This is a genomic window from Mangrovimonas sp. DI 80 (assembly GCF_001975575.1).
In the GTDB taxonomy this organism is placed as follows: Bacteria; Bacteroidota; Bacteroidia; order Flavobacteriales; family Flavobacteriaceae; genus Mangrovimonas_A; species Mangrovimonas_A xylaniphaga.
Map to the genome: position 1 here is coordinate 161896 of NZ_MSDT01000003.1, position 24080 is coordinate 185975.

17 protein-coding genes and 1 pseudogene are annotated in these 24080 nt (G+C 38.9%); 13 read left to right on the plus strand and 5 right to left on the minus strand.

The window, feature by feature from the left end:
* The 4 genes from BKM32_RS06980 (at position 1) to BKM32_RS06995 (ending at position 5666) form a co-directional block, all read left to right on the plus strand.
* The gene (locus BKM32_RS06980; RefSeq protein ID WP_076663181.1) at positions 1-876 is read left to right on the plus strand and encodes a cupin-like domain-containing protein; all 876 of its coding nucleotides are present in this window, start codon (positions 1-3) and stop codon (positions 874-876) included.
* A gap of 4 nt (positions 877-880) precedes the next feature.
* A complete protein-coding gene (locus tag BKM32_RS06985) occupies positions 881-2548 on the plus strand; it encodes a C45 family peptidase (RefSeq protein ID WP_076663182.1) in 1668 nt (555 codons plus the stop codon).
* Complete coding sequence (locus BKM32_RS06990; protein WP_076663183.1) at positions 2548-3837, plus strand: phenylacetate--CoA ligase family protein; 1290 nt, start codon at positions 2548-2550, stop codon at positions 3835-3837. Before BKM32_RS06985 ends, BKM32_RS06990 begins: the two co-directional genes overlap by 1 nt.
* Before the next feature lie 176 nt (positions 3838-4013).
* Positions 4014-5666, plus strand: coding sequence for a sodium/sugar symporter (locus BKM32_RS06995; RefSeq protein WP_076663184.1), 1653 nt, complete (start codon positions 4014-4016; stop codon positions 5664-5666).
* A 158-nt stretch (positions 5667-5824) separates the two neighbouring features.
* Here BKM32_RS06995 and BKM32_RS16545 read toward each other — a convergent pair whose 3' ends face one another.
* Together BKM32_RS16545 and BKM32_RS07005 are read right to left on the minus strand one after the other, a co-directional pair.
* Positions 5825-6226 carry a hypothetical protein gene (locus BKM32_RS16545; protein ID WP_076663185.1) on the minus strand — a complete coding sequence of 134 codons (402 nt, stop codon included), beginning with the start codon at positions 6224-6226 and terminating at the stop codon, positions 5825-5827.
* A 118-nt stretch (positions 6227-6344) separates the two neighbouring features.
* Entirely contained in the window at positions 6345-7580 is a 1236-nt protein-coding gene (locus tag BKM32_RS07005; RefSeq protein WP_076663186.1) for a 3-deoxy-D-manno-octulosonic acid transferase, read from the minus strand.
* 135 nt (positions 7581-7715) lie between these two features.
* On the opposite strand from BKM32_RS07005, the gene BKM32_RS07010 reads away from it, so the two are divergent.
* The 9 genes and pseudogenes from BKM32_RS07010 to BKM32_RS16560 all read left to right on the plus strand — a co-directional run bounded on the left by BKM32_RS07010 (position 7716) and on the right by BKM32_RS16560 (position 20970).
* Positions 7716-8873, plus strand: a complete 1158-nt coding sequence (locus tag BKM32_RS07010) for a DegT/DnrJ/EryC1/StrS aminotransferase family protein (RefSeq protein ID WP_076663187.1) — start codon at positions 7716-7718, stop codon at positions 8871-8873.
* Positions 8874-8877: 4 nt separating this feature from the next.
* Positions 8878-9897 carry a UDP-glucose 4-epimerase GalE gene (gene galE, locus BKM32_RS07015; RefSeq protein WP_076663188.1) on the plus strand — a complete coding sequence of 340 codons (1020 nt, stop codon included), beginning with the start codon at positions 8878-8880 and terminating at the stop codon, positions 9895-9897.
* Between the two features lie 11 nt (positions 9898-9908).
* Positions 9909-11194 (plus strand): annotated as a pseudogene (locus BKM32_RS07020) (amidohydrolase family protein).
* Between the two features lie 198 nt (positions 11195-11392).
* Entirely contained in the window at positions 11393-12769 is a 1377-nt protein-coding gene (locus BKM32_RS07025; protein ID WP_076663189.1) for an AraC family transcriptional regulator, read from the plus strand.
* A gap of 274 nt (positions 12770-13043) precedes the next feature.
* Positions 13044-16208, plus strand: coding sequence for a SusC/RagA family TonB-linked outer membrane protein (locus tag BKM32_RS07030; protein ID WP_076663190.1), 3165 nt, complete (start codon positions 13044-13046; stop codon positions 16206-16208).
* A gap of 11 nt (positions 16209-16219) precedes the next feature.
* Positions 16220-17914, plus strand: a complete 1695-nt coding sequence (locus BKM32_RS07035; protein WP_076663191.1) for a SusD/RagB family nutrient-binding outer membrane lipoprotein — start codon at positions 16220-16222, stop codon at positions 17912-17914.
* A 15-nt stretch (positions 17915-17929) separates the two neighbouring features.
* Complete coding sequence (locus BKM32_RS07040) at positions 17930-18850, plus strand: hypothetical protein (RefSeq protein ID WP_076663192.1); 921 nt, start codon at positions 17930-17932, stop codon at positions 18848-18850.
* Positions 18851-18979: 129 nt separating this feature from the next.
* The gene (locus tag BKM32_RS07045; protein WP_171971849.1) at positions 18980-20575 is read left to right on the plus strand and encodes an aryl-sulfate sulfotransferase; all 1596 of its coding nucleotides are present in this window, start codon (positions 18980-18982) and stop codon (positions 20573-20575) included.
* A gap of 203 nt (positions 20576-20778) precedes the next feature.
* The gene (locus BKM32_RS16560) at positions 20779-20970 is read left to right on the plus strand and encodes a hypothetical protein (RefSeq protein ID WP_053978243.1); all 192 of its coding nucleotides are present in this window, start codon (positions 20779-20781) and stop codon (positions 20968-20970) included.
* Between the two features lie 32 nt (positions 20971-21002).
* Here the strand turns inward: BKM32_RS16560 and lspA are convergent, their stop codons facing one another.
* The 3 genes from lspA to BKM32_RS07065 form a co-directional block, all read right to left on the minus strand.
* Positions 21003-21500: a signal peptidase II gene (gene lspA / locus BKM32_RS07055; RefSeq protein WP_076663194.1), complete on the minus strand. Its 498-nt coding sequence runs from the start codon at positions 21498-21500 to the stop codon at positions 21003-21005.
* Between the two features lie 6 nt (positions 21501-21506).
* A complete protein-coding gene (gene fabD, locus BKM32_RS07060) occupies positions 21507-22400 on the minus strand; it encodes an ACP S-malonyltransferase (protein WP_076663195.1) in 894 nt (297 codons plus the stop codon).
* A 121-nt stretch (positions 22401-22521) separates the two neighbouring features.
* Positions 22522-24078: an NAD(P)/FAD-dependent oxidoreductase gene (locus tag BKM32_RS07065; RefSeq protein ID WP_076663196.1), complete on the minus strand. Its 1557-nt coding sequence runs from the start codon at positions 24076-24078 to the stop codon at positions 22522-22524.
* Positions 24079-24080 lie beyond the last annotated feature (2 nt).

Consider the following 24080-nt stretch of genomic DNA (forward strand, 5'->3'; position numbering starts at 1 on the left):
ATGCAAACAATTAAAACATCCCCGGTAGCACGAGTAAAGAATATTACGAAAGAAGATTTCGTCAAACATTATTACAAACCTCAGATACCCGTTTTAATTGAAAATTTAACTCACGATTGGCCTGCTTTTGAAAAATGGAATCTGGATTATATCCAACAAAGGGCGGGTGAGCAAGTTGTAGATTTATACAATAACGAACCTACAAAAGGAAAGCAGTATTCAGCAGAACCTGTTATGAAAATGAAGCTCCATGACTATATGGAGATTTTAAAAACCAAGCCTACAGATTTAAGGATTTTCTTTTATAATATTTTAGATAAAATGCCAGATTTGGCCAATGATTTTGAATATCCGGATATTGGTTTGAAGTTTTTTAAGCGGCTGCCCGTAATGTTTTTTGGGAGTACAGGATCTAAGGTGTTGCCGCATTTTGATATGGACTTGGCCGATTTGATGCATTTCCATTTTCATGGAAAAAAAAGTGTGATGTTATTCTCTCCAGAACAGACCAAATACCTTTATAAAATACCTTATGCCGTCCACAATTTGGAATGTATCGATCTGGACAATCCCGATTTTAATATGTATCCTGCATTAAAAAATCTTAATGGTTTACAAGTCGAGATGAAACACGGTGATGCCCTTTACATGCCAAGTGGTTATTGGCACTATATAAAGTATTTGGATGGAGGGTTCTCCATGACCTTAAGGGCTTTTTCTAGACGACCCAGAACCTTTGCGAAAATGTTGAGCAATGTGTTTGTTATGCGACATTTTGAAAATGTAATGCGCAAACTTAAAGGGCAACAATGGATAGATTATAAAAATGAGTTGGCCATAGCCAAAACTCATAAATTATTAAAAAGGGAAGCTTAGTTGTATGGTATATAAAAAGGGGCTCTTAGCTCTGAATGGTTTGATGTTGGTAGTCATGACCTCCTGTGGTGTTTCAAAGTCATTGCATGACATTCCAAATGTTAGTAGTTTCAATTCTCAAATTCCAGATAGACAAAAAATAGCAGATACGTTGTTTGTGGCAGGAACCAATAGGTTGATGAAAAATCAACAAGGTTTATGGGAGCTTTCGGTGGGAGGAAACCCGTATCAGTTGGGTATGGTTTCTGGAAGTTTGACTCAGGAATTATTTGAAAAACAGGAAGAAGCACTTTTGGGCAAGGTGGAAGAAATGGTGCCTTCCAAATTCAAACAATACATGCTCCGAAAAATATTGGCCTGGTACAATAGAAAAATGTACTTGCATGTACCTGAAGAATACAAGGTTGAAATCTTGGGGCTTTCAAAATATGCAGGGGACACCTATGATTATGTCGCCGATGATTATTTGCGGATTTTATATTTACACGGTGCCCATGATATAGGCCATGCGTTTCAGGATTTGGCTTTGGTGGGCTGTTCTTCTTTTGCCGTGTGGGGAAAAAATACAGAGGATGGGAATTTGGTAATAGGGAGAAATTTTGACTTTTATGCTGGCGATGAGTTTTCTGAAAATAAGTTGGTAGCCTTTGTGAATCCAATAAATGGGTACAAATTCATGTCGGTTACCTGGGCGGGGATGATTGGTGTTGTGTCTGGGATGAATGAAAAAGGTTTGACAGTAACCATAAATGCAGGAAAATCAAAGGTGCCTATGGTGGCCAAAACGCCAATATCCATTGTGACTCGTGAAATTTTACAGTATGCTTCTACCATTGAGGAGGCTATTGCTATTGCCAAAAAAAGAGAGGTGTTTGTGTCCGAATCTATTTTTGTTGGGAGTGCGGCAGACAACAAGGCGGTGACTATTGAAGTGTCTCCAGAAAATTTTGGAGTTTATGAAGTGCCAAATTCGGAAGAATTGATTTGTGCCAATCATTTTCAAAGTGAGGCTTATGCGAATGATGAAGATAATTTAAAGCATATTGCAGAAAGTCATTCCATGTACAGGTATCAAAGAATGGAAGAACTTTTAAATGAGGCTCCTAAAGTGTCTCCTGAAGTGGCTGTGGATATTTTAAGGAACAAGGAAGGGCTCGATGATGAATTAATTGGTTATGGCAATGAAAAATCCCTAAATCAATTGTTGGCACACCACGGTATTGTATTTCAGCCGTCGAAGAGGCTGGTATGGGTTTCTGCACCTCCGTATCAGTTGGGAGCATTTGTAGCTTATGATTTGGATGAGGTGTTTGCAGCGGATAATGAAAAGACAACTTCCCTACAAAATGAAGCGCTTATGATTGAAGCTGATGACTTTCTATATACTGAGGCCTATGCTAATTATGAGAAATACCGAGTGTTGAGTAGAAGCTTGGCAGATGCTATTCAAAATGATGGACATCTGGAACCAGAGTTGCTTTTGGAGTTTCAAAAATCAAACCCTAATTATTGGGAGACCTATTACCTGTTAGGGCAATATTATTACGGAAAAAAATACTATACTGCAGGGCAAAATGCGTTTGAGAAGGCGTTGTCCAAAGAAATTTCAACAGTGCCCTATAAGCAGGATATTCAACATTATATAAAAAAAATAAAACGACAATTACAGTAATGATTCCAAAAATTGAAAAAGCGTCGTTGGCAGACATTAAGTTGTTCCAAGAGGAAAAATTAAGTGAGCTTTTAACTTATCTACAGGCGAACTCTAAGTATTACCAAAAGGTGTTTAAAGAACAGGAAATTGATGTGTCTACCATTAAAACTCTTGAAGACTTGGTAAAACTTCCCTTAACCAGCAAAGAGGATTTACAGAAGTACAATGACGATTTTTTATGTGTTCCAAAGCGCAAGGTGATTGATTATGTGACGACCTCAGGTACTTTGGGGGATCCGGTAACTTTTGCACTTACAGATAACGATTTGGAGCGTTTGGCTTATAATGAGGCTATTTCATTCGCCTGTGCAGGGGTCGCTGAAACCGATGTTCTCCAACTTATGACTACCATCGACAGACGTTTTATGGCAGGGTTGGCTTATTTTTTGGGTGTACGTAAATTGGGAGCGGGAATTATTAGAGTTGGAGCAGGGATTCCGGAATTGCAATGGGATTCCATTTTAAAATTCAAGCCGACCTATCTTATTGCTGTCCCTTCATTCTTGTTGAAATTGATAGAATATGCCAACCAGCATGGCATAGATTTAAAAGAATCAGGTGTGAAAGGCGCCATTTGTATCGGGGAGTCCTTAAGAAATCAGGATTTCACCTTGAATACACTTGCTGAAAAAATTACTTCGAATTGGGACATCAAATTGTTTTCTACTTACGCTTCTACAGAGATGAACACAGCTTTCACAGAATGTGAACATGAGCAAGGTGGGCATCACCATCCAGAATTGATTATTGTAGAGATCTTGGACGATGACAATTTACCTGTAGTAGATGGTGAAGTGGGTGAACTCACTATTACCACCCTTGGCGTGGAAGGGATGCCGCTTTTAAGGTTTAAGACTGGGGATATGGTCAAGGCGCATACCTCACCATGTAAATGTGGTCGAAATACTATGCGTTTGGGGCCTGTTGTAGGAAGGAAAAAACAAATGATCAAATACAAGGGGACGACTCTGTATCCGCCGGCTATGGATAATATTTTAAACGATTTTCAAGAGGTGCAGAGTTATATTGTGGAAATTTCCAATAATTCGATAGGGACGGATGAAATTTGTATTAAGATTGCGGCCAGTAGTCCTTCAGAAGAATTGCAGCAAGCCATTAAGGATCATTTCAGGGCCAAATTGCGTGTGGCTCCCAAAGTTGAATTCCACGATGCTCAAGATATCAGTGCTTTACAGTTTCCAAAAATGAGTCGTAAACCCATTAAGGTAATCGATAACAGAAAATAGGGAATCCATATGCGTTTTAGAATCTGAAAATGTAAAAGGCTAATTTTTCGTTTTTCAAAAATGAGGTGGCTTTTTATTGTGAAAATGTCATGGAATTCCCGTTTCAAGGGAAGTCGTGTTGTAACTTTTTAGTATCTTTCATCCTTGAAATTAACTAACAAATTTAAAAACACTTTATGAATACTTCTTTTGAGTTTTTAGACTATTTTATCTTTGTCGCCTATGCCATACTTATTCTTTCGGTAGGTCTATGGATGTCAAGAGATAAAAAAGGTCATGAAAAAAATGCCGAAGATTATTTCTTGGCAGGTAAGTCTTTGCCTTGGTGGGCTATTGGAGCCTCCCTGATTGCGGCAAATATTTCAGCGGAACAATTTATTGGAATGTCTGGTTCTGGGTTTGCCTCAGGATTGGCAATCGCTTCCTATGAATGGATGGCCGCGCTTACATTACTTATTGTAGGTAAATTTTTTCTTCCAATCTTTATTGAAAAAGGGCTGTATACCATCCCTGAATTCGTTGAAAAGCGCTACTCTACCAACTTAAAGACCATTTTGGCTGTATTTTGGATAGCCTTGTATGTGTTTGTAAACTTGGCGTCTGTACTTTATTTGGGTGCTTTGGCACTTGAGACCATTATGGGAATTCCTATGATGTATGGTGTAATGGGATTGGCTTTGTTCGCGGCAGCTTATTCGTTGTACGGGGGGCTTTCGGCAGTAGCTTGGACAGATGTTATTCAAGTAGTATTTTTAGTTTTAGGTGGTTTGGCCACAACATATTTGGCATTGAATACCGTGTCTGGAGGTGACGGAGTAGTAGCTGGAATCAAAACAGTTTACGAAACTGTTCCGGAGCGTTTTGCTATGATTTTGGATGAGTCGCACCCTGAATTCAAAAACCTTCCTGGAATTGGTGTTTTAGTGGGAGGTATGTGGGTTGCTAACCTGTATTATTGGGGATTCAACCAATACATCATTCAAAGAACCTTGGCGGCAAAATCTTTAAGAGAAGCACAAAAAGGGATTTTATTGGCTGCATTTTTAAAGTTGATCATTCCATTAATCGTAGTAATTCCTGGTATTGCGGCTTATTTAATGGTTAATAATCCTGAAATTTTAGGAAGTTTAGGTGAAGCAGGACTTCAAAACTTGCCTTCAACAGAGCAAGCAGATAAGGCATATCCTTGGTTGCTACAGTTTTTACCGGCTGGCCTTAAAGGTGTGGCATTTGCAGCTTTGGCAGCGGCCATTGTATCTTCTTTAGCGTCTATGTTGAACTCTACGTCTACCATTTTCACAATGGATATTTACAAGCAGTATATCAATAAAGAAGCAAGTTCTAAACAAACCGTAACTATGGGAAGAATCTCTGCTGCGGTAGCTTTGGTTGTGGCTTGTATTATGGCGCCTTTATTAGGAGGTATTGATCAGGCGTTCCAATTTATCCAGGAGTATACGGGAGTTGTGAGTCCAGGTATTTTGGCAGTTTTCATTTTAGGACTTTTCTGGAAGAAAACAACCAACAAGGCTGCTATTGTGGGAGCTTTAGCGTCTATTCCAATTGCAATGTACTTTAAGGTGGCGCCTAAAGGATGGTCTACTAGCCCAATCTTCGTAGATATACCATTCATGGATCAAATGGGGTATACGGCTATTTTAACGATGATTGTAATTATTGCTGTGAGTTTAATGCAGAATAAAGGTGAAGATGATCCTAAAGGTATTCCATTAACAGGAAAACTGTTCAAAACAGGGCCTGTGTTTAATATTGGAGCCTTTGCAGTAATGATTATCTTGGTAGTGCTTTATGCATTGTTCTGGAAATAACAAAAACTGGTTTTATAAGCATATTAAAAGCGGGATCAACGAAAGTTGATCCCGCTTTTGTATGTATAAAAAGGAAGGGAGTCAAGCTTATTCTGAAAGGCATTACACAAAAAAAAGCCTCGCATATTGCGAGGCTTTTTTATAGAGAAGTAATGTGTTTATTCCTTAACAGAAACTTTGATTTTAGGATCAACTTTAGTCAAAGAATCTTGAAGCGCTTTAACTGCAGTTTCTACTTCAGCTTGAGAACCTGTAAAAGTTTTTGTTCCCGTTACCGATTTTCCAGCTACCATATACTCATACTCAACAGTTACAGACTCTACGTCAACTGGAGTGCCTTCTACAGCTTCGTCAATAGCATCCTCAACTGCCTCTTCAGTTGCATCTACCGCTTCTTCAACAGCATCTCCTGTTGCTTCGGCAGCTTCTTCAACAGCGTCAACAGCATCTTCCATAGTGTTTTCTACAGTTTCAGTTACTTCTTCAGTTTTCTCTTTGGTTTCTTTACAAGCTGTAAATGAAATTCCAACAGCAAGTAGAATTAATAATAATTTTTTCATGGTTAATAGTTTTTTAGTGTTAAAAATTACAGCGAAATTAACTACTAAAACGTTAACTAGCAATAGTAATATTGAAAATATTTAACATTTTCAGTAAAAATATTTTAACGTCGCCACTCTATTTACGAATATAATTTAGGATTTGGATGACAGCATCCTTATTTTTTTTTACAAAATTTGTATTCAATGCTCCTAGTTTTTCTCTTCGAAATTCATTTTCAATGAGTTGGGTTAAAGTGCTGTCAAGTTGAGAATGTGAAGAAATTGATTGAACTCCGCCATGCGCAATCATGTTATGGGCCTCAGGGAACTTTTGGTAGTTTTTACCGATGATTACGGGCACTCCAAAAACGGCAGGTTCCAATATATTGTGCAGTCCTGTTTTTCCCATGGCACCACCTACATAGGCAATGTCTGCATAGGCATATATTTTACTTAACAAGCCTATGGTGTCTATAATGAACACGGAATATTCTGAGAGATCCTTGCCTTCTTTTTCTGAAAAGAGAACCGTTTTTACTGTAATCTGTGATTTTAAGTCGGCAATCAAGTTGGTTTTGATGTTATGAGGCGCGATGATGTATTTTACATTTTCAGAAGCATGTGCATTGATGTGCGGAATAAGAAGCGCTTCATCCTCTGGCCACGAACTGCCAATGACCACACAGAGCGCATCTTGCTTAAAGTCATCTATAAATGGCAAATGATTGTCTTGGTTGAGTTGGTCTGAAACGCGATCGAATCTTGTGTCACCTGTAACACTTGTTTGAGTGATTCCTATGGAATCAAGAAGAGTTTTGGAGCTTTCATTTTGAACAAAAATGTGGTCAAAGCTACTTAGAGCCTTTCTCATATACCCTCCGTAAAATTTAAAGTATGACTGTTGAGGTCTGAAGTTGGCCGAAATTAAATAGGCTTTGAGATGGCGTTTTTGCAATTCATTTAACACGTTGGGCCAAATGTCATATTTTACGAATACAGTGATTTCTGGGTGCACCAAATCTACAAATTTTTTGGCCTTGCGTTTAGAGTCTAAAGGAAGGTAAACCACGGTATCCGCGATTTCGGAGTTCTTTCGGATTTCATAGCCGGAAGGTGAAAAGAAGCTTAAAACTACCTTGTGATTTGGGTAGAGTTCCCTTAGTTTTTTAAATACTGGAAGCCCTTGTTCATATTCTCCCAATGAAGCACAGTGAAACCAAAGCGTTTTATCTTCAGGCAGGATGGATTGTTCTAAAACTTCAAAAGTATTGGCTCTTCCCTCAACTCCCAATTTTATTTTTGAATTGAAAAGAGCTATGATTTTTAATACAATTCCCGTGAGGAAAATACCTAAATTATATAATAAATTCACCTGTTAATTGTTTCCGCTAAAATACGTTACTTTACCATAAATTCATTGGCTGTCGTCGTTGAATTTCGTAAATTCGCTCCTTTGTGGCGCATGTGTCAATGGGCCTTTCTACATTTAACGATTATTACATTTCAGATGAAAAAAATACAGATGGTAGACCTTAAAGGTCAATATGCCAAAATAAAAGATGTCGTGGATACTTCCATTCAGGAAGTTTTGGATAATACAGCCTATATAAACGGACCTAAGGTTCATGAGTTTCAAGCCAATTTAGAACAATACCTTAACGTAAAACATGTCATTCCTTGTGCCAATGGAACCGATGCCCTGCAGATTGCCATGATGGGATTGGGTTTAAAGCCAGGAGATGAGGTCATCACTGCCGATTTTACGTTTGCAGCAACTGTTGAGGTGATTGCACTTTTACAACTGACGCCTGTTTTGGTGGATGTAGATCTTGAAAATTTCAATATTGATATTGAGGCCATCAAAAATGCGATTACTCCCAAGACCAAAGCCATTGTACCGGTGCATCTATTTGGACAATGTGCCAATATGGAAGCTATCATGGAAATAGCGAAAGAGCATAATTTGTTTGTGATAGAAGATAATGCCCAAGCTATTGGAGCTAATTATACCTATAGCGATGGAACAAAAGTTAAGGCCGGAACTATTGGTAATGTTGGGGCCACTTCGTTTTTCCCTTCTAAGAACTTAGGATGTTATGGAGATGGAGGAGCCATCTTTACAAACGATGATGATTTGGCCCATACTATTAGAGGAATTGTAAACCATGGAATGTATGAGCGTTACCATCATGATGTGGTTGGTGTTAATTCTAGGTTGGATTCTATTCAAGCGGCCGTTTTAAATGCGAAATTGCCAAATTTGGATGCTTATAATAAGGCAAGGCAAACAGCGGCGATTGCGTATAACAAAGCTTTTGAAGGACAGGCCAATATTATTATTCCAAAAACGGTGAGCGATTGTTGTGAAGGTATCTGTGATGGTTGCGATTGCCATGTGTTCCATCAATATACCTTGAGAGTTTTGAATACAGATAGAGATGCTTTGGCAAAACACCTAAATGAGAACGGGATTCCTTGTGGCGTATATTACCCAATTCCTTTGCATTCACAAAAGGCATACAAGGACGAAAGATATAATGAGGAGGATTTTCCAGTAACCAACCAATTGGTGAAAGAGGTGATTTCTTTGCCAATGCACACCGAATTGGATGCGGAACAAATTGACTTTATTACAACAACAGTTATTAATTTTATAAACAAATAATTTAATGAAAGTACTGGTAACAGGAGGACTCGGGTTTATTGGCTCGCACACAGTCGTAGAATTGCAAAATAAAGGTTTTGAAGTAGTCATTATCGATAATCTTTCTAACTCCTCCATTGAGGTTTTGGATGGTATCGAGGCTATTTCAGGAGTAAGACCTTTGTTTGAAGAAATAGACTTAAAGGAAAAGTCAAGAGTAGAAGAATTCTTCAAAGCGCATAAGGACATTGTTGGTGTGATTCATTTTGCCGCTAGTAAGGCTGTTGGAGAAAGTGTCAATGAACCATTGATGTATTACGAAAACAACTTGAATACTCTAATTTATGTTCTGAAATCAGTACTTCAATTGGATGCTGCCAATTTCATCTTTAGTTCTTCTTGTACGGTATATGGACAAGCTGATGAGCTTCCAATTTTGGAAAGTGCCCCTGTAAAACCAGCTGAGTCACCTTATGGAAATACCAAGCAAATAGGGGAGGAAATTATTGTTGATACTTGTAAGGTAAGACCAAACCTAAATGCTATTTCCTTGCGTTATTTCAATCCAATTGGGGCGCATGCCAGTGCAAAAATTGGAGAGTTACCATTAGGCGTACCTCAAAATTTAGTACCTTTTATCACACAAACGGCAGCTGGCCTTAGAGAGCAATTGGCTGTTTTTGGAGATGATTATCCAACGCCAGACGGTACTTGTATTAGAGACTATATCCATGTGGTAGATTTAGCAAAAGCCCATGTAGTAGCTTTACAGCGCCTTTTGGAGAAGAAGAATCCTGAAAATTATGAAGTGTTCAATATTGGGACTGGTAAGGGAAGTTCTGTTTTGGAGGTTATCCATTCTTTTGAAAGGGTAACTGGTCTTAAATTGAATTATAAAATTGCAGAGAGAAGAGCGGGAGACGTCATCCAAGCCTTTGCAGATACCTCCAAATCCAATGAAGTATTGGGTTGGAAAGCAGAATTGAGCCTTGATGATGCCATGGAGTCTGCTTGGAAGTGGGAAAAGCACATCAGGAACATTTAAAAACCAATATAATGAGACATTTTATTTCCTTGTGCATCCTGTTACTTTCACTTTCGGTAACCGGACAAGACCTCTATTTACATTGTGGGAAGCTGGTAGATACGAAAGCTGAAAAAGTTTTGACCAACAAAACGGTGGTTGTTTCAGGAAATAAAATTGTCTCAATAAAAAATGGTTTTGTAATCCCAGAATCGAAAAAGGATTCGGTGATAGACTTAAAGGACAAAACGGTCATGCCGGGCCTTATAGATATGCATGTGCATATTGAGCATGAAACCAATCCAAAAGCCATTTGGAGCGTTATACCCTTAACGAAGCAGATGTAGCCTTCAACTCTACACAATATGCCAAGGTTACTTTAATGTCGGGTTTTACCACGGTTAGGGATTTGGGTGGCTCGGGAGTGAATGTGTCTTTACGAAATGCCATCAATTCAGGAAAAGTTATTGGTCCACGCATTTTTACTGCGGAAAAAGCTTTGGCAACCACAGGAGGTCATGCCGATCCTACCAATGGAAACAATAGAGAACTTATTGGAAATCCTGGTCCTAAAGAAGGTGTTGTCAATGGAGTTGAGGATGCCAAAAAAGCCGTAAGGCAGCGTTATAAAAATGGTGCTGATTTAATAAAGATAACTGCGACAGGTGGCGTATTGAGTGTTGCCAAAAGTGGACAAAATCCTCAGTTTACGTTAGAAGAAATAAAGGCCATTTGCCAAACAGCAAAGGATTATGGTTTTCATGTAGCAGCTCATGCCCATGGCGATGAAGGGATGCAACGTGCTATTTTGGGAGGTGTTAAAACCATAGAACATGGTACTTTAATGAGTGATGAAACTATGGAGCTCATGAAAAAGTATGATGTATATCTAGTTCCCACAATTACGGCAGGAAAAACAGTTTCGGACAAGGCTAAAATTCCAGGGTACTATCCAGAGGTTATCGTAGGAAAGGCATTAGATATCGGACCGAAAATTCAAACTACTTTTGGAAAAGCCTACAAAAAAGGTGTTGGAATTGCCTTTGGAACGGATGCCGGAGTGTTTATCCATGGCGAGAATGGTAAGGAGTTTGCGTACATGGTAGAAGCAGGAATGCCTGCCATAGAAACTTTAAAATGTGCTACAGTAACCAACGCCATGTTATTAAACATTCAAAACGAATTGGGTCAGATTAAAGAAGGCTATTTGGCAGACATAATTGCTACAAACGATGACCCAACAGAGAACATTGCTGCTATGGAAAATGTAGTCTTTGTTATGAAATCGGGTGAAATCTATAAATCTACAGCTCCCTAAAAAGGTAAAACTTTATCGGGATATACTTGATTAACAAAATTTTAGGATTTTTTTAGGACGGCTAGGAAGCATTAATGAATAACTTTAGTTAGGCTATTCAATCAAAAAATGCATTCTTATCGTAAAATATTACCTTATACCTTATCTGTATATTGCTGGTTCCTAACTTTTTGGATTTGTCTCTTGGGGGCTGTTAGTATGAGCGCTTCTACTTTAAATGGCTCAAATATTGGGGTAACTTCTGTAAATACATCCTATGATTCGGTATTTGGTTTTAAAGAAAAGTCATTGGTTTATGCCAATTTAAATCAGCCATTACCTGCTGTAAATTTCCTTGAAAAATATATTAGAAATTCAGCCGATTTTGAGGCAATGGAATTTAAGGAATACGATTCCATTCGAGACACCAATCTATTTTCAGAATTGGAAGAAGGCTTTACCCCCAAAATGACAGTACTGTCGTTTATTTATCTTTACATTGCTCTGATAGGATTTTTTATTGCGATACTTTTAAATTTTTCCAAAAAGAATGATCGACTAGCTAAAATGCTTATCAGTGCATTTTTGTGTGTGCATTCCCTGTTTATTTTGGAGTTTGTTTTGTATAATACCAATTATCAATATAAGTATGTGCACACTTATCTAATGGCCTCTTCCGTAGCCTTGTTGTATGGGCCATTGTTGTACTTCTATTTTAAACGAATTATCCAAAACTACAACTTTAGAATTGTTGATTTATTACATCTGCTACCAGCTGTAGGATTGCTAGTTGTTTTGGTTCCTATCTATAGCTTATCTGGCATGGAAAAGTTGAGAATTATGCTGGGAACAAGTCCTTTATATGATAAAGTTGATTTTCTATGGATGATTTTTGTTCCAAAATTACTTTCCTTGGTTATTTATGGAGCATTAATTAGAAGATTATATTTTAGCTCCAAACAAAAGGAAAGTATTGCCAACCAGGAATTGGCCACCCAATGGAAGAACAACCTATACCGAATTCATGTGGTGTATGTATTATCTTATTTTATTTATGGAATCAGTATCAGTGGGGTAATTGCCCAAGGGCTCAATATTATATATCATTCACAGGTTATTTCTATGTCCTTAATGGTAATTTACATAGCATCCATGGTTTATATTCAGCCCAAGGTATTTGCTAGCTCCATGTTCAAAAGAAAGGATGTTTCCGTTAAGGATAAATATCAAAAATCAGGTTTGACCTCCTCTTTTTCAAATGAGCTTAAAGAAGCACTTGTAAGGTTGTTGCTTGATGAGAAAATCTACAGGGACAGTTCTCTAAATCTTGAAAAGCTATCCGAAAAATTGGATACTTCCCGTCATAATACTTCTCAAATCATTAATGAGCATTTTAATGAGAACTTCTTTGAATTGGTTAACGATTACAGAATTCAAGAAGCCAAAGAACTGTTGATGATTTCGAATCCAGAATTCAAAATGAATATCAGTGAGATTTTCTATGAGGTTGGCTTCAACAATAAAGTTACCTTCAACAATGCTTTTAAGAAGCGTACGGGGCTCACACCATCACAATACCGAAAGGAAAATTCATGATAATTTTCAATCTTTTCAGTCCTTATAAAAAAGGTTAACCTTTATCGGGGTTACCAAAAATGCAACAAATCTTCTCTTACTTTATGTAGATAAAAGTTTGGCAGACAAGCTACTTTTATTGGAATCCACTAAACTTGTTTTCGAAATCAGTAGTTAAGAAATTTGAATTAGCCTTCTCATTGCGATGCATTTTTTCTTGCGTTGTTGTCTGCCATTCTTATTAAAAAAGGAAAGTAAAAGTGCTACACCGTAGCCTTAATTTAAAAACGAACTTATGAGAAAGATTTACAATTCAGGCCTGCTCCTTGTAATGTTTTTAATCTCCTCTATAAGCTTTGCCCAGCAAAAGCTCATTTCGGGTAATATTATTGATGAGTATGGCATTCCTTTGCCGGGTGTAAACATTATAGTTAAAGGAACTACAGTTGGAACCCAGTCCGATTTTGATGGTAATTTCACCATCGAAGCTCAAGACGGCGATGTTCTGGTGTTCTCTTTTGTGGGGTTAAGGACGGTGGAGTTGCCTGTAACCGCATCTACAATTGACATCAGTCTTACCATGCAGGAGGATGCCAGTCAATTGGATGAGGTAGTCGTGACGGCTTTAGGAATCAAGCGGAATTCCAAAGCTTTGGGGTATTCGGTAAAATCTATCGAATCGGAAGAGATAACAGAAAACTCCGAGCCAGATTTGGTAAGGTCCTTGAATGGTAAGGTGCCTGGGGTTAATGTAAATGTGTCTACAGGGGTAGCTGGGGCAGCCAACAAAATCAACATTCGGGGGATTACTTCCTTTCAAGGAGGTAACCAACCTTTGTTTGTAGTTGATGGAACGCCTTATAGTAACAATGAGGTAACCACTTCAAGTCAAACTACCGGTACAGGTGGTAGTTATGAATCGGGGATTTCTTCTTTAGACCCTAATGATATTGCCAGCGTAGAAGTGCTGAAAGGAGCCGTTGCAGCTGCGTTGTATGGATCGAGAGCTGTTAATGGGGTAATTGTGATTACTACCAAATCCGGAAAATCGGGAGGACTTTCGAATAAGAAATTTGAAGTATCCATAAACTCTGGCTTGTATTTGGAATCCATTGCTAGGTTGCCCGAATACCAAAACACTTATGGAAATGGTACCAATTTCAATTATAACAACGCCAATGGGTCTTGGGGGGCAAGATTTGATTCTCGAGAAACCATCCCAACTTGGCCGAATTTGTTGAATGCCTTTCCGGATATGTTTGGACCAACCGTGCCTTATGTGGCACAACCCAATAATGTGAAGGATTTATTCCGTACAGGTGTGGTTGCCGATAATTCCATTAATGTGAATTCGGCCAATGAGAACTACAACTTCAGTTTGACGCTTTCCAATTTGGATCAGGAGGGGTACATTCCTTACAATACTTATAGAAGAACCAATATTTCTACTGGGGGTAATGTAAGTTTGGAAAATGGTTTAAAAATAGGAGCCAATTTAAGTTATGCGGACAGTGAGCAGGTTGGTGGATTTTTTGGAGAAAATCAATTTGCAGGAGCTGCTTCTTCTTTCGCGAGAGCTTTGGTACTTGGTAGAACCTGGGATTTTACGCTTCCGTATGAGGATCCTGTTACAGGAGCTTCGGTGACGCCTAATGATGGTTACGACCATCCTTTATGGTCTTGGAAGCATAACCAAATCATTACCAGTGTCAATAGAACGGTTTCCAATGTGAGTTTGCAGTATAATTTCAACAGTCATTTGAGTGCGCGTTACCAATTGGGAATCAACAAATATGTTTTAAACCGTGTTGAAATCACAGATAAAGGTTCTAGAGCAGCTGCGGGATTGGGGCAGGTAAGGACAGAAGATTTTTCGAGCGAAGAAATAGAGTCCACATTGGTGTTTACCTATAATCATGATTTAGCCAAAGATTTGAATCTTAATGTGCTGTTGGGGAATAACGTGAACCAGTTTTCAACCTTGGATATTGGTTATACGGGAACAGGATTGATTGCCGATGATATCTTCACCATTAATAATACCTCAAATGTGGTTTCCGATTTTAATGTATCCACCCGTAAGCGCATTGTTGGGGTGTTTACAGATATTGGACTGAATTTTAGAGATTATGCGTTTTTAAATATTACGGCAAGAAACGACTGGTCATCTACTTTGCCAAAGGATAACAATCGGTTTTTATATCCTTCGGTCTCGGCGTCCTTAATCTTTACAGATGCCCTAGGTATTGGAGGAGATGTTTTGGGATATGGTAAAATAAGAGGAGGATGGGCCAATGTGGGGAGAGATGCAAGTCCTTACCAAATTAACAAGGTGTTTAGTTTGGGGGCGGTTTATGCAGGTCAGCCTACCGTTTTTGTGCCAACCATTTTAGGAAATCCTGATTTGGAACCTGAAAATACAGAAGAGTTTGAAATAGGAACCGATTTGGAGTTTTTCAATAAGCGGATTATTCTTGATTTCACCTGGTACCAAAAAACAACTACCGATTTGATTTCGCAGGTAAATGTGCCAACCTCTTCTGGTTATAGCGCTCTTTTAACCAATATTGGTAAAATGGAAAATAAAGGAGTGGAAATAGGTCTTACCATAACCCCTGTGAGAAGTGATAATTTTAGCTGGACTACGTTTACGTCGTTTACCAGAAACAGAAATGAAGTAAAGGAGTTGATAGAAGGACTTGATAGGTTCCCTATTGATGTAGATCAGATTGGTTTTGTTGAGGAAGGGAAGCCTTATGGTGTGTTCTACGGTACTGCTTTTTCAAGAGATGATGATGGAAACTATTTGATTGAAGAAGGTGGCGGAGGGATTATTCAAGCTTTGGAAAATAAAGTAATTGGAGACCCTACACCTGATTTCAAAATTGGATTTACAAATACGTTTCGATTTAAGAATTTAACCCTTCGAGCTCAGATAGATTGGAAAGAAGGTGGGGATATTTCTTCTACCACTTTAGCGTCGTTGCTGGGTAGAGGAGTAACCAAGGATACTGAAGATAGAGAGCACACTTACATTATTCCAGGATACTATGGCGATCCGGATACAGGTCAGCCCATTTTGGACAGCAACGGAAATAAGATTCCTAATGTGACCCAAGTAAGTATGAACAACCTGTACTTTTCACCAACCACCAATAGTAATACGTTTGGGATTAATTCGGTGGATGAAGCGTCTATTTATGATGGAACGGTTTATAGATTGAGGGAAGTGTCTCTTTCCTATGAACTTCCAAAAAAATGGTTAGAGAACAGTTTTATTGGGTCCTTGAACTTTTCGGTGATTGGAAGTAACCTGTGGTATTTTGCTCCAAATGTGCCTAAATATACCCATTTCGATCCTGATGTTACTTCTTACGGTTCTACAAATCTTCAGGGAATAGAAACACAGTCTGCTCCTAGTTCCAAACGCTTTGGGTTTAAGATAAATGTCACTTTTTAATTATTACGGTCATGAGAAATCTATTCAAAATAAAATACCTTAAAATTTCAGCTATTGGGCTTCTTTTCATCTGTATGTATAATTGTAGTGACTACTTAGATATCAATACAGATCCTAATAATCCTACTACAGCGCCTTTGGATCAACTACTCACTAACGTTGAAGGCAGCTTTAATCAGATAACAGAGTTTGAGTTGTTTATGGCTGAAGAACTATCCTGTTACGTACACCAAATAGTGTACAGGGAAGAACAGGATCAATATGGAACCAAACAGGATAATGCAGATGTACAGAATTCATGGGATGTGGCTTATTCGGTATTTACGGAGTCCAATATTATTATTGAACAGGGAACCGCAGACAATGAAATGGTCATGGTTGGGATGGCTCAAATTATTAAGGCCTATACAGCTGTGATTATTGTGGATGTTTGGGGAGATGCGCCCTTTACAGAAGCGGCACTTTTGGAGAGTGGCGTGGTAAGTCCCATATTCGACGATCAAGAGTTTATTTATCAATCGGCCTTGGATATGATTGATGAAGGTTTGGCCAATATCAACAGCGGTGTTGGGCAAAACCCAGGAAGTCAGGATTTGTTTTATGGAGGAAATGTAACCCAGTGGAACCGATTTGTAAATACTTTGAAGTTGAAATTATATAACGAAATCCGTTTGTCCTCGATGTTTAATGCAGGAGATTTAAGTGCGTTGGTTTCCGAAGATAATTTTATGCAAAGTTTGGCAGATGATTTTCAATATCCTTACACATCAACACAATCTCCTGCCGATGAGCGAAACCCATTGTATCGTGATTCCTATTTAACAGGACAAACGTCGCAGTATGCCAGTCCTTGGTTTTATGAAATTCTAAAAGGATGGAATCCCAATATTCATACAGGAGTTCCAGATCCAAGATTGCCATATTATTTTTTCAATCAATTGGTGCCGGACCAACTGCCACCAGATGTTGGAGATCCAACAACGGGCAATCCATTTGCAGATTATTGGGACAGAAATACAGGCTTCCATTCCATTAGGTTTGGTAGTGTAAGTGCTAATAGGGATTTCACCTCAAGAAATTCCTCGACTTATCCTGGGATTTATGTCTGTGGAGGAAAATATGATGACGGCCAGGGAGGAAGTGCCAATGCCAGTGCGGGAACCGGTGCTGCTCCTCATAGAATTTTGACCTATCATGAATCGTTGTTTATTCAGGCAGAACTGATGCAGGTTGGATTGATTCCTGGAAATGCCAGAGGGAAATTGGAAGAAGCCATTATAGCGGCGTTCAGTAAAGTTGATAATGTAGTGGCCAATTCTGAAACTACTCAGGATGTGCCTGTTCTTTCGGGGTCTGGAGCTGCTTCGGAGTTTGTAGAAGGAATTTTGCAGGAGTATGATGGAGCTTCCGCAGAAAAACAAATGGAGATTATCATGACCCAAAAGTGGGTGTCGACCTTTGGAGATCCTTTCGATCAATATAACGACTACCGAAGAACGGGCTATCCTGTTTTGGCTGATCCTAACGGACCTTCACCAGAATATCAATTGGACAATGAAGATGATTGGCCCTTGGTAGATAGTGAAACCACGTTGACAAGATCCTATCAAATTTCACTGTTTTGGCCACAAGCAGAGTTGAATGTCAATCAAAATGCGCCTAGTCAAAAGGATGCGACCACCTATGCTATTTTCTGGGATAACTAATCAAAATTTTACACTATGAAAACAAAATATAACATAATAATTCTCTTGATTTCTATCTTGCTGGGAGTGACGGCCTGTGATAATGACGGTGGAGATTCGGTGATTGAAACATCATATGGGGCGTTGCCTGATTTCAGTATTGTTGAGGGTAGTGCCGATTTTATTGATTTGACAAGTTTTGATGATTTGGTTCTGCAGTTTACAGTTGATGTGGGGTTGGGAAATCCAGAGTCTTTCGATTTGAAGGCATTCTATCTCACAACTGATGGCGACCTTTATGGACCCGCAACATTGGATGCGAATGTTACCACATTTCCAAAGGAATATATGATTACTGGAGCCGATATCATTAATGCCTTTCCAGAACTCAATAGTGCAGATGATGTGCAAGTAGGGGATGTGTTTAAATTGTTTACAGGGTTTACTTTTTCTGATGGAAGTAGCTTTGATATCTTAAATGAAAATGCTGAAGCCAATTACTATGCCCCCGATTTTGATGCCTTTCCAATGTTTACGGCCAAACTGGATTATGTGGTGTCCTGCGCCTCCGATTTAGCTGGAACGCATTCGTTTGTGTCTTCCAATTTGCAGGCGGCCTATGGTTATGGTTGCCCAAGTGGACAGGTTACAGGAACTGTAGTTTGGACCGCTCAGGGAGGAGGAACTTATTTAACCTCCGATCTTGGTTTTGGCCAATACGAATCTTCATGTTGGGGAGATACCCCCGCAACCAGTGGAGGGGCTACCTTTAGTGAAGTGTGTGGTGAAATCATCTCAGGAGGAACAGATCAATATGGGCTCACCTATATATGGGTGATTACGGGAGTAAATGGCTCCGAATTGTCTATGTCATGGTCCAATGATTATGGCGATTCTGGAGACGTAGTGATTACGAGAGAAGGTGGTGCCGATTGGCCGGCACTCTTCACGGAATGATAAGATTGTGTGATGAATAATATCTAAAGAAACCTTCATTTTAATTAAAGTGAAGGTTTTTCATAAAGGCTTATGTGGACAAATAGTTATCATATTTTAAGAATTTTTTCTATCAAAATTACTTTGATATTGTGCTTATTTTCTTGGCAGTTTTATTCGCAAAATACCGTTGGCGTAATTACAAATACAGCAGAAGCCTATAATGGATATACCTTGTTTACCAATCATACCACAACGTATTTGATCAATAATTGTGGTGAGGTGGTCAATCAATGGAGTAGTGAGTATATTGATGGGAAGTCCGTTTATTTGTTGGAGGATGGTAGTATATTAAGATGTGGTTTTGTGGAGAATTCCAATTTTACATTGCCTGGAATTGGAGGCATTGTTCAAAAGATTGATTGGGATGGAACTGTGCTTTGGGAGTATACCTATTCTTCTGAAAACTACTCGCAACACCATGATGTTTTTCCGCTTCCAAACGGGAACGTTCTTATTTTGGCAGTTACCAAGAGAACAGATTCAGAGGCTTTTCAGGCAGGGAGAGACCCTTTGCTTTTGGATGAGGATTCCTTGTATAATGAACAAATTATTGAAGTGGCTCCTGTAGGCTTTGATTCGGGGGAGGTTGTTTGGGAGTGGAATGTTTGGGACCATTTAATTCAGGATTATGATGGTTCTAAGGATAATTTTGGGGTAGTGTCTGAGCATCCCGAACTTTTGGATATTAATTATCTAGGGGTGTCTGTACGGGCATCCAATTGGATGCATGCCAATTCCATTCAGTATAACGAGACTTTGGATCAAATCATTTTAAGCTCTCGGCAGTTGAATGAAATTTATATCATAGATCATTCTACAACTACACTTGAGGCAGCGGGACATACCGGAGGACTTTATGGTAAAGGTGGCGACTTTTTGTATCGGTGGGGAAATCCAATAGCTTATGGCCATGGAGATGAAGAAGATCAGCAGCTTTTTGGGCAACATACGCCTCATTGGATTCCTGAAGGTTTGGTAGATGAAGGGAAGATTTTATTGTATAATAATGGTAATGGTAGGCCTGAATTGTTTTCCAGCGTCGATATTATTGAGCCTCCCGTAGATGAATTCAATAATTATATTTATGAAGCGGGGCAAGCCTATGGTCCCGAGGTGGCGGAGTGGCAATATACCGATACACCCATGACCGATTTATTTTCAAGGATCATGTCTAGTGCGCAACGGTTGCCAAACGGTAATACTTTAATTTGCGATTCGGATTCTGGGTATTTTTTTGAAATCGATTCTGAAGAAAATAAGGTTTGGGAGTACATCAATCCTCAAAAAACTTCAGGGAGTATTTTAAGTCAAGGGGATGTGCCCGAAAGTAATTTGACATTTAGGGCTACCAAATATCCCCCCGACTATGTTGCCTTTGAAGGAAAGGACCTCACGCCTGGGCTGCCTATAGAGCTGAATCCTAATTTGGAAAATTGCAGTATTCTAAATGTTGAAGAAGTTAATCAAAGTGAAGTCAAGCTGTATCCAAATCCTGTGAGGACTTCTCTTTTTGTAGAAACAAGAGATAAACTAGAGGAAATTACCGTACATGATTATACGGGAAAACTAATTTTTAAAGGGCATGAAAATGTGTTGGATTTTAGCGGGTATGGTAGCGGGATGTATACAATCTCAGTAAAAATAAATGGCCATATTTTGCATCAAAAAGTGATTAAGATTTAGACGAAAATAGTAGGTTTTTACTTTAATTTGTACGAATTCGAGATAGTGTATCAAATGCTGCGTATCTTTAAGAAATATTCAGTGATATCCTACAATGTTTGAGGATGTAATATTAATGGGTTGATTTTTAATGGTTTGTTGGTTGTGATTTGGAATTGGTTAATAGGTTGCCTTACTTTGTACCCAATGATAAATGATATATAATGAAATTGATAAGTATAAAAAGGGAAACTATTTCCGAAGAACGATTCACCCCAAAGATGGGATTGTTAAGTACAAAAGTGACATACATTAAAAAGCAATTTTTAAGTATTCCTTTTAAAACCCTCCATAAATATAGGGAGACCTATTATGGAGAAATCAAAGACTGTGAAGATTGTGTTTTAGCACGATAAAAAAATAAAGCCTCAATATTGAGGCTTTATTTTTATGCTGTTTTTACATTTTTCTTATGGAAAAAATTGGCCACAAGTAGCATGATCATTCCTGTGGTTACCGATACATCTGCAATGTTAAAGATTCCGGTTTTTAACATCCCTCCAAAATCAAGATGCAAAAAGTCGGTTACTGATCCATAAACAATGCGGTCGTAAACATTTGCTATTCCTCCTCCAGCAATGCAGCACAGCGCCACAAGGCTAAAGCGGTCCAGTGTTATTGTTTTGAAGATGTAATAGATTAAATATCCTAATACCAACACAGGTAATAGCAACAAGAATATGAGCTTAAAAGTTGGGTTTAAATCGCTTCCCATGCCTAAAAATGCGCCTGTGTTTTCAACATTCATCATTACAAAAACATCGCCAATCAAAGAGATTTGTTCTCTAGGATCAACACTTTGCCTGATGATAACTTTTGAAATTTGGTCCACGGCAATATTGGCCGCAATGAGCAGAACAATTCCTAAACTTCTTGAAATTTTCATGAGCGTTTAGTTATTGGTTTCTAAGGTTGCCGAAACAGTTTCAGAATCTTTGTGGATTTTCTTTACCAAACCTTGCAATACTTTTCCAGGGCCAACTTCGGTGAAATGTGTGGCTCCATCGGCAACCATTTGCTGAACAGATTGTGTCCATCTTACTGGAGCAGTTAATTGAGAAATCAAGTTGGCCTTAATTTCTGCAGGATTGGTTACAGCACTAGCTGTTACATTTTGGTAAATAGGACATTTTGGTTGGCTGAAGGTTGTATTTTCAATAGCGGCAGCCAATTCTTCCCTTGCAGGCTCCATTAAAGGGGAGTGGAATGCGCCTCCTACAGGTAAAACCAATGCTCTACGCGCTCCTTTTTCTTTCAATACCTCACAAGCTTTGTTGATAGCTTCCACTTCACCGGAAATTACCAATTGTCCTGGGCAGTTATAATTAGCAGCAACTACCACACCATCAATAGACGCACATACCTCTTCCACAACTTGATCTTCAAGACCCAATACAGCAGCCATGGTACTAGGCTGTAGTTCGCAAGCTTTTTGCATAGCCATAGCACGTTGAGACACCAAACGCAATCCGTCTTCAAAAGTTAGGGTGCCGTTAGCAACCAATGCTGAAAATTCACCTAGAGAGTGTCCTGCAACCATGTCTGGTTGAAATTTATCTCCCAAAGTTTTGGCTAGGATTACGGAATGTAAAAATATGGCAGGTTGTGTTACTTTAGTTTCTTTTAAGGCTTCAGCACTTCCTTCAAACATGATATCGGTAATTGAAAAACCTAGAATTTGATTGGCTTTTTCAAAAAGTTCTTGGGCTAAAGTTGAGTTTTCGTAAAGGTCTAGACCCATTCCTGTAAATTGGGCACCTTGACCTGGGAATATATATGCATTCATGTTATTAATTTTAGTCATGCAAAAATAGGAATAATATCTTTAAAAGATAGTAGCCTTTATCAGCACTATAAAAGGTTTTGAAACTTAATATTTTAACTTGGATTTGCGTTTTGTAATCTTGTTATAAATTCTCTGTAGCAGCTTCTGCACAACGTTCGCCATCCATGGCTGCGGAAATAATTCCACCAGCATAACCGCCACCTTCACCACACGGGTAAAGATTGGATATTTGAGGGTGTGCAAGTTGTTCGTTTCTAGGGATATTCACAGGTGAAGAAGTTCTAGATTCCACACCAATAACGTTAGCTTCGGAAGTGTAGTAGCCTTTCATTTTTTCTCCGAAGGCTTTAAATCCTTTTCTCAACGAACCACCAATAAGTTTTGGTAATAACGAATGCAATGGTGCCGATTTTAATCCCGGTTGGTAAGAGGTCGGGTTGAGATCGTTTGATAAATTGCCTTCCACAAAATCGGTGAGGCGTTGCGCGGGAGCTGTTTGGGTTCTGCCGCCAGCAGTAAAGGCCAATCGCTCCAAATCTTTTTGATATTCCAAGGCTTTGAATATACCGTGTTTCTCATATTTGTGCAAATCGGTGTCTGCATTTATTTCAACAACAATCCCTGAATTTGCAAATTCATTGTTGCGTTTTGAGGGAGACATTCCGTTTACCACCACTTCTCCATTAGCGGTTGCGGCAGGCACAATAAATCCACCTGGGCACATACAAAATGAATAGACACCGCGATTGTTCACTTGTTGCACAAGACTATAGGCTGCAGCGGGTAAAAGTTCATCACGTTGCCCAGAACAGTGATATTGTATAGAATCGATTATATGCTGAGGGTGTTCTACACGAACGCCCATTGCAAAAGATTTTGCTTTTAAAGCAATGTTTTTGTCGTTCAATAAATAGAAGATGTCTCTTGCGGAGTGTCCCGTAGCAAGAATTACGCGATTCACAGGAATCTCTTCTCCTAGTTGTGTGTGGATGGCCGTGATGGTACCATCCTTAATTGTGAAATCGGAAACACGGGTTTCAAAATGGACTTCTCCCCCGTATTTCAATATGGTTTCACGAATGTTGGTAACCACCTTTGGTAATTTATTGGTCCCAATATGGGGGTGGGCATCCACAAGAATTTGGTCTGTGGCACCATGATACACTAAATTTTCAAAAATTCTGCGAACATCACCGCGTTTCAAACTTCTAGTGTAAAGTTTTCCATCACTATAAGTTCCTGCACCACCTTCTCCAAAACAATAGTTGGAATCTTCATTCACAAAATGTTCTTGGTTGATGGCTCTAAGGTCGCGGCGTCTGTCTTTAACATTTTTACCTCTTTCAAGAACTACAGGTTTAAATCCTAATTCAATACAGCGCAAAGCGGCATACATTCCTGCGGGTCCAAACCCTATAATATGTATGGGTTTGGCATTGGAAACATCTTTGTAATCAAAATGGTATTCTGAAGTTTCAGGAACAGGTTCCTTAATGTATACGGCTATTTTGTAATTAAGAATGATCAGGCGTTTGCGGGCATCAATAGATTTGCGCAACACTTTAATTCCTGAAATGTCTTCTGCCGGAATATCCAAAAATTGAGCTGCTTTAAGAAGCAGAATATCGCTTTGCCTTTCCTCTTCCAGAGTTACACGCAGCTGTATGTCTTTTACCATGT